This is a genomic window from uncultured Dokdonia sp. (genome assembly GCF_947492815.1).
GTDB lineage: Bacteria > Bacteroidota > Bacteroidia > Flavobacteriales > Flavobacteriaceae > Dokdonia.
On the sequence record NZ_CANLOB010000001.1, the window covers coordinates 110,259 to 126,163 of the forward strand.

Below are 15,905 nucleotides of genomic sequence, written 5' to 3' on the forward strand. Positions count from 1 at the left end.
GAAGTTTATCCTGAGTGAAGTCGAAGGGAATCTCATCGGTACTGCAAAAACAAATAGAGTCTAGAAAGGACTTTCATCTAGGGATTATGATCGCAATACATAATTCCTAGATATCAAAAACAGTATGGATATATACTGTGATCTCTAGGAGAATAACAATGGCTGTTTACCCGCTTTGGATGCGGGAGGTTGCAGGTTCGAATCCTGCCTCTTAGACGAAAGAGTCATATCAAGTTTACTTGAATTTGATTTTCAATGAGACATGGCAGGAAAGACAAGGTCAATCCTGTCTCTTAGACAATAATGCTCCATTAGCATAGTGGTTAGTACACTCGGTTTTAACTCTTGATGCATATTTAAGAAATAGGTTTCGTTGAATTCGCGAGCTCATTTCTACCAGACAACAAGGGTTCGATTCCCTTATGGAGTACAAAATTGAGGTATGGCGCAATGGGTTAGCGCACCGGGCTGATAACTCGGAGGTTTTAGGTTCGAGTCCTAATACCTCAACAAAGTATGATTATAAAACACGCTCAAGTCTGAGCGCTACCCCTATATGGTAGAAGGTTCAGACTCGTGTTTTATGTTGCAATACAATTTTTATATCATTTTAACTTGGGGTATGACGCAATTGGCTAGCGTGCCGGTCTCATTAACCGGAGGTTTTAGGTTCGAGTCCTAATGCCCCAACATCTTACATTGGAGTATATTTCAGCGGTAGAGTGCTACCCTTACATGGTAGAGGTCTCAGGCCTGCCTGCCGGCATAGGCAGGTTCGAATCCTGATACTCCAACTTATTGTCCCGTTGGTCAAATAGTGAAGACGCCACACTTTAACTCATTTCTATGTGGAATTAGGGGTTCGATTCCCTTACGGAATACAACAAATTGCAGGAATGGCGGAATGGTAGACGCTCTTGATTTAGAATCAAGCTTTTGAGAGTTCGAATCTCTCTTCCTGTACTACTTGATGTTTATAATAAACATATACAATGCTCCGCTGGCCAAAATGGAAAAGGCATCAGGTTTAAGCCCTGCGATTTCTTGGTTCGAATCCAAGGTGGAGCACAAAATCCTCATCACATTGTGAAAAGGTGGGCTGCTTATAGTCCTTAGATAAACTTGGTAACAAGGATAAATCTGTATGCTGGCATAGCATATGGAGACTTTTTTCTGAAAAGAAAAGAGTACATGTAAGCAAGCAACAAACATATTTTCACGAGAATTCAGGGGCGACCGCTGAGAAGACTTAGGGAAGTATAGCCGACTTAAAAATAGGCTTGAGATGGAGACATCAACAGGAAAAGTTGTAGTTATTTGGTGACGTATTAACTATCCCTTAGTACGGTGCTAGTAATAGTATGATAGGTTACCCAGCAGGAAACTGTCCGGTGATTTAAAAATACGGTGAGCTGAGAAGCTTGCAAGGAGAAGGTTGGTATTTTGTGGGCCAAAATCCATGAAGCCATCTCTGAAGCCCTTCTCCTAAGGTCAAGTCAATTTGTATCTGAGTTCAACCCTCAGAAAGGCTTTTATAGTCTTTATAGCTCAATGTAATTAGAGCACTACATTTCCACTGTAGAGGAAACATACGCAAAAGACTTCAGATGTTGTAACAGTTAGTAGTTGCCTAAACCCATTGCAAGATATGGGATATTGGAGGCCGCAAGCCTTTAGTATGTGGTAAACATTCTCGCAAGCCGCTCGTAAGGGAGACGCTTGTTAATGGTGGGGGAGCCAACCCCTGTAGTTGCAAAGTGCGGACAAAGAACCGCTATGCAAGCCTAGTCTAAGTTGCCGAACAGTTACAATGTAAATAGGCATCGAATATGTACGTGCTTCCTCAATGCGAAGAGGAAAAGCGTGGAAAACAAGGGAACGTTCTACGATAATCCTTGGAAAGCATATTCAAAACGACAGTATTCTCAAATCGTTTTTATTACAATATTTAAACTCGTAGGTATGGTTTTATACGCTTTCGCGAAAGCGTATTTAAAAATCATTATACGTTTATAGTCAACCTAACAAAACTTAGTTGGGAAGTACGCTACGAATCTTACATAGAATATATGGGTATAGGTTACCTTCTAATTTCTTGATCTCTATGTAGCGTGGCGTACCATTTAGATCTATGGTGTAATGGATAGCACACAAGGCTACGAACCTTGGGGTAAGGGTTCAACTCCTTTTAGATCTGCAAAATCATACCTATTCTTAGGTAGAATAATAACCTGTGATGTAATGGCAGCATACTAGACTTTGACTCTGGCAGTATAGGTTCGAATCCTATCAGGTTATCTAATTAAAGCTTATTTCTATGAGCATAAATGGTGTTTTTAACTTATGTGGTAAAGTGCTAGACTGTGAATCTAGATAACAGGGTTCGAATCCCGGAAACACCCCTAAAGTGTAATACGATCTTATGAGTGACTAAACAATATGAAGATCATAACTGACTTGCAATTACGTATTGCATTATTCCTATTGTTTAATATTTAAATAAATACTCATGTTCAAGAAATACAATTCTATAGAAAACACATATCGAGAGAAGGTGATAGAACAAATACACCTTCACGGATATGGAACTGATACTTTTGTCGTACAAGAAAAAGTACATGGTGCAAACTTCTCATTTATTTGTGATGGAAAAGATGTACGCGTAGCTAAAAGGACAGCTCTCATTGAAGAAGGAGAACAATTTAACAATTACCGATTTGTACTAGAAATGTATAAAGTGCGTATTCTTGAATTGTTTTCTTTATTGAAAAGTGATATTCCTGAAGTAGTGGTCATTCATGTATATGGAGAATTATTTGGAGGTTCTTATGGACATCCTGATGTAAAAAAAATCCCTAGTATGGTTAAAGTACAAAAGGGAATTAGTTATTCTCCAAAAAATGATTTTTATGCTTTTGATATCTGTGTAAATCAGGAGAAATACCTTGATGTACATCAAGCTAATAGTTATTTTGAAAAAACAGGTATGTTTTATGCAAAAACACTTTTTGAGGGAAGTTTACAAGATTGTTTAGAATACCCTAATCTATTTAGCACATATATTCCACTATGGTTAGGTTATCCAGAAATGGAAACTAATTTTTGCGAAGGGGTTGTGATACGTCCTTCTAAAAACAGCATGTTCCGAAATGGATCTCGTGTTATTTTAAAAAACAAAAACGAGAAATGGTCTGAAAAATCTAACGTAAAGAAAGTAGTAAAACCTATTGAATTTACTAAAGACGAGACCATATTATGGAACATACTACATAGTTATCTTACAGAAAATAGATTAATAAATGTACAAAGTAAACTAGGAGAATTCCAAATAAAGACTATTGGAAAAACTATTGGTTTTTTTGCTAAAGATGCGCTAGAAGATTTTACAAAAGAGCATCGTACACTGTGGGATACCATAGAAAAAGAAAGACGTAAAGTAATTACAAAGCGTCTAAATGTAGTATCGGCTACATTAGTAAAGGCTATGTATTTATAGTTTACAATAGAAATGGCCTTCCAATTGGAAGGCCATTTTTTATGCTAATTATTCGTAGATTTATTTCTTAATGAACCTTCGTGTAATTGTTGTGTCACCTGCTGTAATTCTTATAAAGTAGGTTCCTGCTTTATAATTTGAAATATCAATACTTTGAATTCCTGTATCATTTACTTCACTTACTAACATACCGAGCATTGAAAATACTTTAATATTATTTACTGACGCATCTTGCGCATCGATATAAAGTATTCTTTCGGCTGGATTAGGATAAATTCTAAACAATGTATTATCATCACTAGCCAGTGGCTGTGTTCTCAATGATTGAGACTTCGTATCATCTACACAAAAAGCAGTCACATCAGAAGCTCCAAAATCTCCTCCAGAAGCGATTACCCCTTCAGAACTTTCAAGGGTATATGATCCATTTCCAAATCCGCAGCAAATACCATCACCAAAAGCATCTGTAATTGTAAAGGTATAATCTCCAGAACTTAATCCATTAATATTTTCAACCACTGTAGATCCATCTGGATTTGCAGTAGAATAACTATTACTAGCTACTGTTGTTCCTCCCGAAGTTAACGTCCAAGCCGTTTCTTCTGGATAATCATCAAGATTGATGGTAAGTGTTAAATCACCAGCAGCACAATCATTACTAGATCCTCCATCTGTAGTAAGAGAGATATCATCTATGGCAACATCTGCTTGCCATGTCCCTCCTGTAACTCTATTAAATCGTAACTGAAGCCCTCCACCTACATATGCGGCAAGATCAAGAGTTACCGTATTCCATTGGTTTCCTTGGTTACCCGTTTGATTCCAAATAGATGTCCATGTATTTCCATCATCATTACTAGCTTCAAGATCTATACTTCCTGCATCTGTAGATCCAAACATGTGGTATTGGAATGAGAAGGTTGCTTGTGAAGCACTATTCAAATCAAAACATGGAGAATTTAAAATCGCTTGCTTATTTGGAAAACCTGTTCCATTTCCAGAAGCTTCTACATATACATAAAATGCACCATCTGCTCCAGTAGAAGGTCCTGTATTATTAGAAGGCGTTCCTCCAGAATCACGCGTCCAGTTCAAATCATCACCTGTAGCTTGTGACCAAGCACCTAGCGAGCTTTCAAAACTTTCTGCATATGGGAATGCAGTGATACCTCCAGAACATCCTGTTCCTGGTCCTCCTCCTGAAGTAGTAAGAGCTATATCATCTATCGCAACATCTGCTTGCCATGTTCCTCCTGTAACTCTATTGAAACGTAACTGAACACCGCTTCCAACATATGCCGCTAGGTTTAGACTTACCGTATTCCATTGATTTCCTTGATTTCCTGTTTGACTCCAGATAGCCGTCCATGAAAGTCCATTATCATTACTAGCTTCTAATGCTATACTACCTGCATCATTAGATCCAAACATATGATATTGGAATGAGAAGGTTGCTTCTGTTTCATTACTCAAATCGTAACATGGAGAATTGATGATCGCTTGCTTATTTGGGAATCCTGTTCCATTTCCAGAAGCTTCTACATAAATATAAAATGCACCATCAGCACCACTAGAAGGTCCTGTATTATTAGAAGGTGTTCCTCCAGAATCGCGCGTCCAGTTTAAATCATCTCCTGTTGCTTGTGTCCAATCTCCTAGCGAGCTTTCAAAACTTTCTGAATATGGGAATGAAGAAATTCCACCTGTACATGCAGTAATTGCTCCTGTGGTTACACTTACTGAATTACTTTGTCCTGATTGATTTCCTGCAGCATCTTTTGCAATCACAAAGAAACTATAGGTGGTGGTTGGGCTTAATCCTGTTACTGTAAAGCTAGTTCCAGACGCGGTTCCTACCACAACTCCATCTTGATACACATCATATCCAGTCACTCCAATATTATCTGTAGAAACATTCCAAGATAAATCAGTACTTGTTGCTGTTGTATTTGAAGCAGCCAAACTTGTAGGTGTAGATGGAGGGTCTGAATCTGGTACTGCCGAACCAATTTGGAAAGCAGCCACATGACTCTTTCTAACAGTTGCTGCACTTCCATTCATATATTCTCCAATATGCCAGAACGTCAAATCATCAGTTGGATCTATCGTAAGTTGTGAATAATCCCCATAACGTCCATCTGGTCTATTTGTTTGTGCATTTCCGTCTACAATATTTTGCTCTGCAACTGTCATCGTTCCTAATGGATCTGATGCTAATCGCCCTGTATATCGTAATGATGTAAATATAGAATTACTTACAATGGTATATCCCAATCCTATATTTCCTTGGAAGTCCATTCCTATACTTCCACAGAACACACTATAACTAGGTTGTGAGTAGGTACCTTCTTGATAAATAGTCCATGGTTGATTATCTCCTGTTTGACGTAATTCATACCAACGTATTCCTGCTCTAGTATCATTTCCACTTACATCCACTACAAAATTCATTACTGCCGAATTATGCGTTCCAAAACGTCTATAGTTTGTCATGTACATCATCGTGGCTTGAATAGCATCAATATTAGGTCCACCTCCCGGTTCATCAAGGTTATTAAACGACCCTCCATTAAACACCGCATCAAAAGAAGCTGTATTGATTTGTTGCGGACTTGAAATTGAAGAGCTCGTTGGGTTATTCCAATTCACACTTACATTCCAAATATCTAAGTGATCTTGAGAGACTCCACTCCAACTATCATCTTGCATATATACAATAGGGTGTGGTACTCCTACTGGTGGTAATGTAGGTCCTGTAGCATTAAATCCTCCTGGACTATAAAATCCATTATTTGATGCTCCTGGTAATGGAAATCCAATTAATTGAGCATTTGGATTTCCTACTAGCATTTCATCACGCTCTACCGCAAATACAACCTCACTTGTTGTAATAGATCCTTGATCTTTATTTGCAGTGATATAATAGCCATCACTCCAGATAGATAATTTTTCATAATCTGGAAATGACCCTGTATTAAAACGATAGGTAAACCAACCATCATTTACTGGATCTGGCCCTTGTCCTACCGCGATTAAAAAACCATTAGGTGTGTTACTAAATTGCATAATAATAAAACGATCTGCATAGCGATCATATACTACAACAGGATCTCCTAAGGTTTCTCCTGGAAATATAGTTCCTAAAGATGCTTCTGGAAGCAATACATTTCCTGAGCGATCTAAGATTCCAAAACCAGAGTTAAAAGCATATACATAATGATTTGGGCCTATTGCTCCCGTTGGATCATTTAATACAGTTCCTTGATGAGCACCAAAAGAAGCCACAGGAGCTCTCCCTTGAATAGCTTGTACTTCTCCTTGTTTTTGAAGTAAAGGATCTGGTCCTGCAGGAAGTCCTTTTCCTGGAATAAATGTATTGGATCCTCTTCGTTTAGGAGGAGCTACATGTTCAAATCCAGCAGCAGCTATGATATTATCCATAGAAGATAGTGCTGGTATCTCTCTCATATATTCGGCTTGACCATATGAGGTAGGTGACATTGATCCGTCTTGGGCGTAAACTGTAAACGCACCAAAAAGACATAAAATAAAAAGTGTAATTTTCTTCATTTTTGATTAGTATAAGGTGTTAAAAATAAGTTAGTTATTAGTTAAGTTATAAAAAACTCAAGGAACTATTGACAAGAATTTTCTTAAAAAACACAATACCCCTCATTTCTATGGCAAAGCCGTAACGCCCCTCTGGAAAAAGAGTATAAAAAACACGTATTCAACATAGAAAATCGCTCATTTTCAATAAAAAATAAATTTTTAAAATACTACGCAAAAAGACTGCGTAATAACGTTTCACATTTGCACTGTAAATACTAATTGAGTGACCTCATCTTTTGGAATCAATGAGGTATTCAAAAAAAGGATATCCCGTCATAACATGGCGTATGGCGGGATTAAAAAATGAAACAAGTAAGTGTGAATTTAATTCATACTGAAAAAGAGTGTGATCTGATGGTGGTGATCAGTTTAGTAGCGCACATTTTAAGCTACTAAAAATGTTGTTTACTTTCTAAGTAAACATCATTATCGCGCTCTACAAAATATCTTACAATATGTAAGTACAACAATGTGTCTGTAGTGTAATGGCTAGCACAGTAGGTATATCCTGCAAGTCTGAAGTTCGATTCTCGGGAGACACGTACATCAATATTCTTGGTGTACACTTGAAACAGTAGCTTATGTGGTATAAGCGACCCGCTGAAGACGGGTAGATATACGTTCGACTCGTATCTGTTTCACTATATATTGAGAGTATATCTCTTCAATATAACACACGCTTATGGTGTAACGGTAGCATCTAAGTCTCCAAAACTTAGGGTTGAGGTTCAAATCCTTGTGGGCGTGCAATACTGAAACAGTAGCTTATGCGGTATAAGCGTCAGGTTGAAGCCCTGAAGATATACGTTCGACTCGTATCTGTTTCACACTATGCAAGTCTTGTTGGGTGTTTCTGTATAGCACTATTGTATGCGGTATTACAGTTTTTGTATGATGGCTGCATATCCAACTTGACATAGAGGTTTTTTGATTCTCCAAAAATCAACACATCGTTATGTGGGTTCGAGTCCCACTCCTGCTTTCAGGATGGCGGAATTGGTAAACGCACCAGATTTAGGCTCTGGCAACGAAAGGTAGCTGTCATAGGTTCGAATCCTATCAGACCCACAATCATACAGAAAAATAAGGGTCTGTAGCTCAGCGGTAGAGCACTACACTTTTTTGACGTTAGGAGATACGTTACATCTCCACCATCAAGCTGATCATCTTTTAAAACTGATCAACAGACTGTTAATCTGTATAAATTATAAACAATGTAAGAACTATCGGTTGTTTCTCTTTAGGGAGACTACAACACATCTTGTATGTACTTTGAATCATTGATTTTAGATGCTACAAAATTGTTGCTTTTTTATAGTACCTGTTTTCGGCAAAGGACTGTTTCTAAACTTTTCTTTCTCGTTTACAATCTCTAAAAAACCAATAGTAGGCTAGTCTATAAAATCTCTTATTCCGTTCATAAAGGATGATAGTTCTTGTATTGTTTTTTAAAAGAATTACGCTCCTGTCTACCGACAGGCAGGTTCGCGAAAGCTATGCCAGAAACAATAGCACTAGCGAAATGAAAAATAATATATAAAGAAACTATTAAAAAGTAACTGAATTTGTCCTTCAGACTTTTCATAATAGTGTTTTACTAATAAAATATAGCTTTTATGTATACCGGTCATCGAAGTTATGCTGAGTACTATACTCAAAAACTGAAGTTTAACTATTTCCCAGATAGATGGGATTAAAAACAAAAGATACCCGCCTTCGCGGGCATGAGAATTATGAAAAAAGTACGTATTAATGCCGGTAAAGTCGGCTTAGTCTTCAAAAATGGAGATTACAAACGTGTCCTTACAGAGGGAGTTTACTGGGTACGCTTTCGCGAAAGCGTACACATATACAACACCTCTCTTTCTTTTACATCTAATGCATTAGATTTAGAAGTCTTTTTACGAGATAAAGAGCTTACTAATTTATGGCATGTCATTGATGTGTTAGATCACGAGATTGTGATTGTATACAAAAATGGAAAATATAGCCAAACGCTTACTGCAGGACGTTATGTCTTCTGGAAAGGTCTCGTAACCTATGATTTTACACGCGCCGATCTTTCGAAGATTTATATCACAGAAAAGATAGACAAAGCTGTATTTGCTAAGTATGACTTACATAGTCACATTCGTGTGTTTGAAGTAGCTGCTCATGAAAAAGCAGTCATGCTCGTAAATGATGAATATGTAAAAACCTTAACAGGAGGTACCTACCGTTTCTGGCGTAATGACACCACTATTAAAATTGCAAAAGTAGATTTACGTCAATTGCAACTAGAAATAGCAGGTCAAGAATTGCTAACTAAAGATAAAGCAACGGTACGTTTAAACTTTTATGCACACTATAAAGTAACTAATATTGAGAAAGCTTTGTTAGAAACAAAAGAGTATGAAAAGCAATTATATGTATCATTACAACTAGCATTACGTGCTTTTGTAGGTGGATATACACTTGATGAATTACTGGAAAGTAAAGAAGTTTTGGCACAATCTGTTTTTGAAGATAGCAAAGACACTGCAAAAAAGTTAGGTGTTACAGTCCTACATTGTGGTGTACGTGATATTATTCTTACGGGAGAAATGAAAGACATTATGAACCGTGTGCTCATTGCACAAAAAACAGCACAAGCAAATGTCATCACGCGTAGAGAAGAGACTGCGAGTACTCGTAGTTTATTGAATACCGCAAAGCTTATGGAAGAAAACGAAATGCTTTATAAGCTGAAAGAAATGGAATATGTTGAAAAAATTGCTGATAAAATTGGTGAAATTACACTTACTGGAAATAGTGGTATGGTCACACAGTTAAAGGAATTATTTACAACAAAGTAATTCATATATCAAAACAAACGCTAAGATAATATCTTGGCGTTTATTGTTTCATAATACTCTTTAAGCAATACATTTGTTATTATATAGCATGATAACAACTACATAAATCGCGTTTTTAACAAATATGATAAATGATACATTCTTAAGAATTCATATTTTTACAACAATCACTAAAATGTAGTATTGACTACATCTTCACGATAACCAATCTATAAAAGTTGAAATTATGATGCGAACATTACGCTGTGTACTTTTTTTATGTTTAAGTACTATCTCTGTAAATTCACAGGAATCCATCGCTAGAGAATGGAATGAAGAACTTCTAGAAGCCATCCGTAATGACTTTGCACGTCCTACGGTACATGCGCGAAATCTTTTTCATACTTCTGTATTAATGTATGATGGGTGGGCTATTTTTGATGACACTTCTGTTCCTTTATTTTTAGGAAAATCTTTTGGAGGTTTTCAAGTTCCATTTGATGACATAACTATTCCAGATAATGAAGCCGATTTAGAAGCTGCTAGAGACGAAGTGATAAGTTATGCTGTTTTTAGATTATTAATGCATCGATTTGCCAACTCTCCTGGAGTAGATGATACATTACCTGCATTAGAAGCCAAGTTTTCTGAATTATCATATGACGCATCCTTTACAGATACTGATTACTCAGGAGGATCGTTTGCAGCATTAGGAAATTATATGGCTGCGCAAATGATTGCTTTTGGATTGCAAGATGGCTCTAATGAAGATTTTGATTATGGCAACACTTCGTATCTTCCCGTTAATGAGCCTTTGTTACTAGACATGTATGATGAGACAAATGAAATCGATCCAAACAGATGGCAACCACTCGCTTTTGAAACATTTATAGATCAATCAGGAAACCCAATTCCTACACAGGTACCTGATTTTTTAAGTCCAGAATGGGGTATTGTAACACCTTTTGCGCTTAGTGAAGACAATTTGGAAATCTTTCCAATAAACGGATTTGATTACTATGTATATAACGACCCTGGAAGTCCATCACTTATTCAAGATTCTGACGGCAATGCTTTACAAGACCCTTATAAATGGGGGTTTGGTTTAGTGGCTTCTTGGTCACAACAATTAGATCCGGCTGATGGTGTCATGATTGACATTTCACCTGCAAGCATCGGAAACATACAAAGCTATCCTACTACCTTTGAAGAATACCAAGATTTTTATGATTTTGAAAATGGAGGTGATGCTAGTATTGGTCATGATACAAACCCAGCAACAGGACAGCCATATGAAACGCAAATGGTACCTAGAGCAGATTATGCAAGAGTACTTGCTGAATTCTGGGCAGATGGCCCTGATTCTGAAACCCCTCCAGGGCATTGGTTTACTATTTTGAATTATGTAAATGACAACCCTCTTCTAGAAAAGAAAATAGGAGGTGAAGGGGAAACCGTATCTGATCTTGAATGGGATATTAAAACGTATTTCTTATTAGGCGCAGCTATGCATGATAGCGCTGTAAATACATGGGGACTAAAAGGATATTATGATTATGTACGTCCTATATCTGCCATACGTTATATGGCAGGAAGAGGACAAAGTGATGATAGCTCTTTGGCAAATTATGACCCGCATGGACTCCCACTTATAGACGGCCTTATTGAAGTAATTGAAGAAGGAGATCCATTAGCAGGTGATGCAAATGAGTTTGTTGGTAAACTAAAAATGAATGCTTGGAAAGGACCTGATTTTATAGAAGAACCTGATACAGATATTGCGGGTGTAGATTGGATTTATGCTAATAGGTGGTGGCCATATCAAAGACCTACGTTTGTAACGCCTCCTTTTGCGGGGTATATTTCGGGACACTCTACATTCTCTAGCGCTGCTGCTCAAATTCTTACGCTAGTAACAGGTGATCCTTTTTTCCCAGGAGGCATGGGAACTTTTGACATTGCTCAAAATGAATTTCTCGTATTTGAACAAGGACCTTCTGTAGATATGACACTACAATGGGCCACTTATAAAGATGCTTCAGATCAAACCAGTTTATCCAGAATTTGGGGAGGTATCCACCCTCCTATTGATGATATTCCTGGTCGTTTTTTAGGAGAACAAATAGGAAATGATGTGTATGATAGAGGGCTTGCTTATTTTTCTGGTGCTGCTTTAAATACAGAAGAAGCAGTGATTACTCCTGTAACGGTATTTCCGAATCCTGTAGCTAACTTACTTCAAATTTCTGGCGCCTATCAAGGTGATGTTGCTTTTACATTATATAGCATCGACGGAAAAAAAGTACTTTCTGAAACAAAACAAATGACTACTAATAGTACAACACTAGATGTTGAAAAATTAACGACTGGAATTTACTTTTTAGCTATTGTAGATAAAGTCCAAAATACCTCACAAACGCTAAAGATTATAAAGCAGTAGTTCGCTTACATTTAATAAAACACAAGGTGGCTTCGATAAAATTTACCTTCGGTAAATCACTCAGTCACCTTTTGTGTTTTCTATTTTTGCTTGTTCATTTTCTTTGCTTGTCCATAGGAAACGAACCAAAAGAAAAGACACTTTCTATTCGCGTGATTTCTATTTTAAATTTTGGAACTCATGAATCTTCGATTTCTTAGGTATTTTTTCGCTTTAAGCGAAAAATCATAAAACTTTCTTTGCCAAGTTCCTCCTCGCCCAAAACTTACGTTTTGTCGTTTCCAAGGCTTCAAAAATTTTTAACGTAACGTTTTTATTATACTGAAGAAAAAGAGGGAAATACAATAGCTTCTATTGAGTAAGCATTTGGAATATTTTAATCATACCACATTAAAAACAGCGGCCTATCAAAAAGTTGTTGTGAAATTTGAAGTGAGAATCCCGCAGAATTTCATACTGTCTGAGCGAAGCGAGTTTAGGAAATTCAGGGATCGAGTAATAAATTTAGACAACTTTTTGTAAGCCTAGACTTTTTTGTTTCTTTTTTTGGCGATGAAAAAAAAGAAAAACCGAAAAGATGACTTTAATTTACTTTTTCACACTTTCTTTTTCTTCTTTTTGGAAGGATCTTCCGAAAGTTGATCTAAAGTCTCTTTTAATGCGGTATTCTTTAAAAGATTGGTCAATGCTTTAAAAGGATTGACACCATAGATTTTGTTGAAATTTTCTAGGATAGATTTGATCTCTGCAATGGCAATAAAGCCTGCAATAATCTTTAATAATGGGATTTCTTCTAGAATATGTTTTTCCATAAAGTAAGCTGCCAAAATCACTAGGTTGTAGATAAAAAACTTTGAAATGGTATGCATAATACGATAACTACGTATTGTCACGCCATTTTTAAAAGAAGCATAGGATCCTGTGATAAAATCTACGATAATCAAGAAAATCATAGTCACCATCATTCCTTGTACAGGCGCTAGTATTGTACATACCCAAAATAGGATTTTTGTTATTTTTTCTGTTTCCATTGCAATTGTTTTTAAAAATTCAACATCATGTTTGGGGCGTTGCGATACAAGCTTCCTAGCTAGTAGCAAGCTTCACTATATTCTCGACTGTTTGTTGGTAAGACTAGAAACCTCAAGAATTTTTCATAGCATATATTCTGGTTTCTTAGTCGTAAGATTCTTTACAAATATACACATATTACAAATAAAATACAAATTTTATGTAATTTGTTTTAATAAAACATGTATTATGTGTGATTTTTGTTTTTACGCTTTCGCGAAATTGAGTTTACGAGACCTGCCTGCAGGCAGGTTCATGATCATAGGGAAAGTGAATCGTTAAATCGAACTTGTGATGTTTACGACCGAAGAGAGAGCGAAGCGATAAAGCTTATAAAGAAATACTAAAAACTATGATGCATGGTCATAGTTTTTTTGCATATTACTGTTGTTTTGATGAGTCTTATATCCACCACGCTAAAGCTTGGCGGGGTTGGGGACAAGGTGTTAATCCCACTTAAAGCCTATGTCATGATTTGTAGACTCCCACTCATCTTTTAACATTTTAATTAAAGCATTAAAAACATTTAGCAGGTTTTCTTTTGGAAAAGGTTTATCCCAAAAACTTTTCCAATCTTCTGATTCTGATGAAAAAGAATGTAATTCTTCTACTGAAATCATTTCTTCTTTTGTATGTAGCTTTACAATTATGTTTTCTAACAAACGGATCATTTCTAATTCATCTTGTTCTCCTGTAAAGAATCGTCTCCAAGATAAGGTCAAATATCCTCTACAACGCCCATTTATTATTAGATTGCTATCTAATAGTAATTTTTCTATATCAGAAAAATTATCGTACGTGTCTTTTTGTTTTAATTCATTGTAAATATATTGAAACGCCAATTCCATTAAATCTTCTACAACCCAAAAACCTTTTTTTTCTTTATAATCTATTTTTGTTTCTGCCATAATCAAGTTTTAAAAATTAAGCTTAATCAAATGATCATCATTCCCCGCTAGCGCTCGTCTATGACGAGTGTCGTAAGGAGTAAAACTCTAAATAAATAACATCTCAAATCACAAAACACACTTCTATTTGACCTAAAATACAAAGCTATGACGTAGGGTCATAGCTTTTGTATATTGTTATTGTATTAACCCTTACCACCAGGCAGTAGCTAGGGGAGCAGGGGTTTTAATACTTTTAAACTTTATTTACAATTAACGATATTCTATCCATTTATCTTGATTGATAACTATGATAAATGTACTAGCATTAATTGTAATGCTTGCAATAGGAGAATTTGTTACTGTAAATACAGTTTCTTCTAGAGTATCTTCTCTCATAAAAGATGTTTCTCCTAATGCTCCCTCTATACTTTGTGCTAGCATTAACTGATCTTGCGACTCCTTAAATACTATCTCCATTTCTTTTAGTAAATAAGCATTGTTCTTAAAATCATCAAATCTTTTTAAAATTAAATGTTTTAAATCTTTTCTTATCATTTTTTCTTCAGGAAGGTAAAGATCTGAATCTTCATCCAAATCACTTGGATAAACTGCCTCTATTTTATAAGCATCTTGTATTAACAATTGCGTATACCAATAACTCTCCTGTCCATACTTAGATTTATAAGAAATACAAATAAGTTTTAGTAAATCTGATAAACTTGAAGATTCAACATATTTTTTAAACTTATCTATATGTGACCTTAATTCCTCCATTTTAGGATCCTGTCCATCAAGAACTGCTAGTTCTTGATAGTATAAAAATGCTATATCAAAATCTATATTCATAATTATTTCTCTACATAAATGTCGCCGCTAGCACTCGTCTGTGACGAGTGCCGTACTGAGTAAAACTCTAAACAAATAACATCACAAAACACACTTCTATTTAACCTAAAATACAAAAAGCTATGATGACACATTATAGCTTTTGTTTATTGTTGTTATTTTAATCACTCTTATTACCACCACGCTAAAGCGTCGTGGGGGCCGGGGAATTATCTCACTTTCCAATCAACATCAATGTTTTCTTTACATTCGTGTTTAAGCATTTTCATTAAAATGTTTACTACGTTAATTAAATCCTCAGCGTAAACATCTGATATCCATTCTATTTTTGTATCTGGCCAATCTTTCTTATCCTCTTCCCATTTATTTAACTTATTATAAGAGACTTTTTCCCCTTCTAACACTATTATGTCTATAGCTTTTTCTAAAATGACTATTATTTCTTGTTCACGTTCCTCAATGAATTCTAAATCTCCTTCAAAATTAAGATAAGCATAGCCTTGAACATATCCATTTGTTATATCTAAAAAATCTTCATATACATCTAGATACCACATAGGTTTGTCCTCTAATTCTTCGTTTATAAATGATTTTACTATAAAATAACTTACTAATTCAAAATAAGATTCCTTTATCCAAAATCCTTTTCCCTTGTCATATGTATGATACGATGTTTTCATTATTACTCTAATATTCTAAACTATAAGTACTCATCTTTTTGTTTCATATACTCAAAA

Annotated in this window: 10 protein-coding genes and 14 tRNA genes; 18 read left to right on the forward strand and 6 right to left on the reverse strand. The window is 35.9% G+C overall.

Annotated features, from left to right (window positions below):
• Window positions 1-144 precede the first annotated feature (144 nt).
• The 12 genes from Q1A01_RS00555 (at window position 145) to Q1A01_RS00610 (ending at window position 3,496) form a co-directional block, all read left to right on the forward strand.
• Window positions 145-216 (forward strand) — tRNA-Pro (locus Q1A01_RS00555).
• An 89-nt stretch (window positions 217-305) separates the two neighbouring features.
• A tRNA-Leu gene (locus tag Q1A01_RS00560) sits at window positions 306-430 on the forward strand.
• A gap of 6 nt (window positions 431-436) precedes the next feature.
• Window positions 437-510: transfer RNA gene (locus tag Q1A01_RS00565), tRNA-Ile, on the forward strand.
• Window positions 511-616: 106 nt separating this feature from the next.
• Window positions 617-690 (forward strand) — tRNA-Met (locus Q1A01_RS00570).
• Window positions 691-700: 10 nt separating this feature from the next.
• Window positions 701-794: transfer RNA gene (locus Q1A01_RS00575), tRNA-Val, on the forward strand.
• A gap of 96 nt (window positions 795-890) precedes the next feature.
• Window positions 891-963: transfer RNA gene (locus Q1A01_RS00580), tRNA-Leu, on the forward strand.
• A 31-nt stretch (window positions 964-994) separates the two neighbouring features.
• Window positions 995-1,068, forward strand: a tRNA-Leu gene (locus tag Q1A01_RS00585).
• Window positions 1,069-1,863: 795 nt separating this feature from the next.
• Window positions 1,864-2,016: a hypothetical protein gene (locus Q1A01_RS00590; RefSeq protein WP_299674381.1), complete on the forward strand. Its 153-nt coding sequence runs from the start codon at window positions 1,864-1,866 to the stop codon at window positions 2,014-2,016.
• Window positions 2,017-2,125: 109 nt separating this feature from the next.
• A tRNA-Arg gene (locus Q1A01_RS00595) sits at window positions 2,126-2,197 on the forward strand.
• Between the two features lie 30 nt (window positions 2,198-2,227).
• Window positions 2,228-2,298, forward strand: a tRNA-Gln gene (locus Q1A01_RS00600).
• A gap of 31 nt (window positions 2,299-2,329) precedes the next feature.
• Window positions 2,330-2,402 (forward strand) — tRNA-His (locus tag Q1A01_RS00605).
• 107 nt (window positions 2,403-2,509) lie between these two features.
• A complete protein-coding gene (locus Q1A01_RS00610) occupies window positions 2,510-3,496 on the forward strand; it encodes an RNA ligase, Rnl2 family (RefSeq protein WP_299674384.1) in 987 nt (328 codons plus the stop codon).
• 60 nt (window positions 3,497-3,556) lie between these two features.
• Here Q1A01_RS00610 and Q1A01_RS00615 read toward each other — a convergent pair whose 3' ends face one another.
• Window positions 3,557-7,066, reverse strand: a complete 3,510-nt coding sequence (locus tag Q1A01_RS00615) for a T9SS type A sorting domain-containing protein (protein WP_299674387.1) — start codon at window positions 7,064-7,066, stop codon at window positions 3,557-3,559.
• Window positions 7,067-7,676: 610 nt separating this feature from the next.
• Here Q1A01_RS00615 and Q1A01_RS00620 point away from each other — a divergent pair.
• The 4 genes from Q1A01_RS00620 to Q1A01_RS00635 all read left to right on the forward strand — a co-directional run bounded on the left by Q1A01_RS00620 (window position 7,677) and on the right by Q1A01_RS00635 (window position 8,176).
• Window positions 7,677-7,749: transfer RNA gene (locus Q1A01_RS00620), tRNA-Phe, on the forward strand.
• Window positions 7,750-7,784: 35 nt separating this feature from the next.
• Window positions 7,785-7,855, forward strand: a tRNA-Trp gene (locus Q1A01_RS00625).
• 7 nt (window positions 7,856-7,862) lie between these two features.
• Window positions 7,863-7,935, forward strand: a tRNA-Phe gene (locus tag Q1A01_RS00630).
• A 162-nt stretch (window positions 7,936-8,097) separates the two neighbouring features.
• Window positions 8,098-8,176: transfer RNA gene (locus Q1A01_RS00635), tRNA-Leu, on the forward strand.
• Window positions 8,177-8,525: 349 nt separating this feature from the next.
• Here the strand turns inward: Q1A01_RS00635 and Q1A01_RS00640 are convergent.
• Complete coding sequence (locus Q1A01_RS00640) at window positions 8,526-8,693, reverse strand: hypothetical protein (RefSeq protein WP_299674390.1); 168 nt, start codon at window positions 8,691-8,693, stop codon at window positions 8,526-8,528.
• Window positions 8,694-8,841: 148 nt separating this feature from the next.
• Between Q1A01_RS00640 and Q1A01_RS00645 the strand changes: the two genes are divergently transcribed.
• Window positions 8,842-9,942, forward strand: a complete 1,101-nt coding sequence (locus Q1A01_RS00645) for a slipin family protein (RefSeq protein WP_299674393.1) — start codon at window positions 8,842-8,844, stop codon at window positions 9,940-9,942.
• Window positions 9,943-10,168: 226 nt separating this feature from the next.
• Window positions 10,169-12,361, forward strand: a complete 2,193-nt coding sequence (locus tag Q1A01_RS00650; protein WP_299674396.1) for a T9SS type A sorting domain-containing protein — start codon at window positions 10,169-10,171, stop codon at window positions 12,359-12,361.
• Window positions 12,362-12,957: 596 nt separating this feature from the next.
• Here the strand turns inward: Q1A01_RS00650 and Q1A01_RS00655 are convergent.
• The 4 genes from Q1A01_RS00655 to Q1A01_RS00670 all read right to left on the reverse strand — a co-directional run bounded on the left by Q1A01_RS00655 (window position 12,958) and on the right by Q1A01_RS00670 (window position 15,848).
• A complete protein-coding gene (locus tag Q1A01_RS00655; RefSeq protein WP_299674399.1) occupies window positions 12,958-13,392 on the reverse strand; it encodes a phage holin family protein in 435 nt (144 codons plus the stop codon).
• 486 nt (window positions 13,393-13,878) lie between these two features.
• Complete coding sequence (locus Q1A01_RS00660; protein WP_299674402.1) at window positions 13,879-14,340, reverse strand: hypothetical protein; 462 nt, start codon at window positions 14,338-14,340, stop codon at window positions 13,879-13,881.
• Between the two features lie 252 nt (window positions 14,341-14,592).
• On the reverse strand, window positions 14,593-15,168 hold the full coding sequence (locus Q1A01_RS00665) for a hypothetical protein (protein ID WP_299674404.1): 576 nt from the start codon (window positions 15,166-15,168) through the stop codon (window positions 14,593-14,595).
• 209 nt (window positions 15,169-15,377) lie between these two features.
• Window positions 15,378-15,848 carry a hypothetical protein gene (locus Q1A01_RS00670; RefSeq protein ID WP_299674407.1) on the reverse strand — a complete coding sequence of 157 codons (471 nt, stop codon included), beginning with the start codon at window positions 15,846-15,848 and terminating at the stop codon, window positions 15,378-15,380.
• Between the last annotated feature and the right edge of the window lie 57 nt (window positions 15,849-15,905).

Coding starts and splice junctions, on each gene's coding strand:
- Q1A01_RS00610 (WP_299674384.1), top strand. CDS start 2,510: ATGTTCAAGAAATACAATTCTATAGAAAACACATATCGAGAGAAGGTG.
- Q1A01_RS00615 (WP_299674387.1), bottom strand. CDS start 7,066: ATGAAGAAAATTACACTTTTTATTTTATGTCTTTTTGGTGCGTTTACA.
- Q1A01_RS00640 (WP_299674390.1), bottom strand. CDS start 8,693: ATGAAAAGTCTGAAGGACAAATTCAGTTACTTTTTAATAGTTTCTTTA.
- Q1A01_RS00645 (WP_299674393.1), top strand. CDS start 8,842: ATGAAAAAAGTACGTATTAATGCCGGTAAAGTCGGCTTAGTCTTCAAA.
- Q1A01_RS00650 (WP_299674396.1), top strand. CDS start 10,169: ATGATGCGAACATTACGCTGTGTACTTTTTTTATGTTTAAGTACTATC.
- Q1A01_RS00655 (WP_299674399.1), bottom strand. CDS start 13,392: ATGGAAACAGAAAAAATAACAAAAATCCTATTTTGGGTATGTACAATA.
- Q1A01_RS00660 (WP_299674402.1), bottom strand. CDS start 14,340: ATGGCAGAAACAAAAATAGATTATAAAGAAAAAAAAGGTTTTTGGGTT.
- Q1A01_RS00665 (WP_299674404.1), bottom strand. CDS start 15,168: ATGAATATAGATTTTGATATAGCATTTTTATACTATCAAGAACTAGCA.
- Q1A01_RS00670 (WP_299674407.1), bottom strand. CDS start 15,848: ATGAAAACATCGTATCATACATATGACAAGGGAAAAGGATTTTGGATA.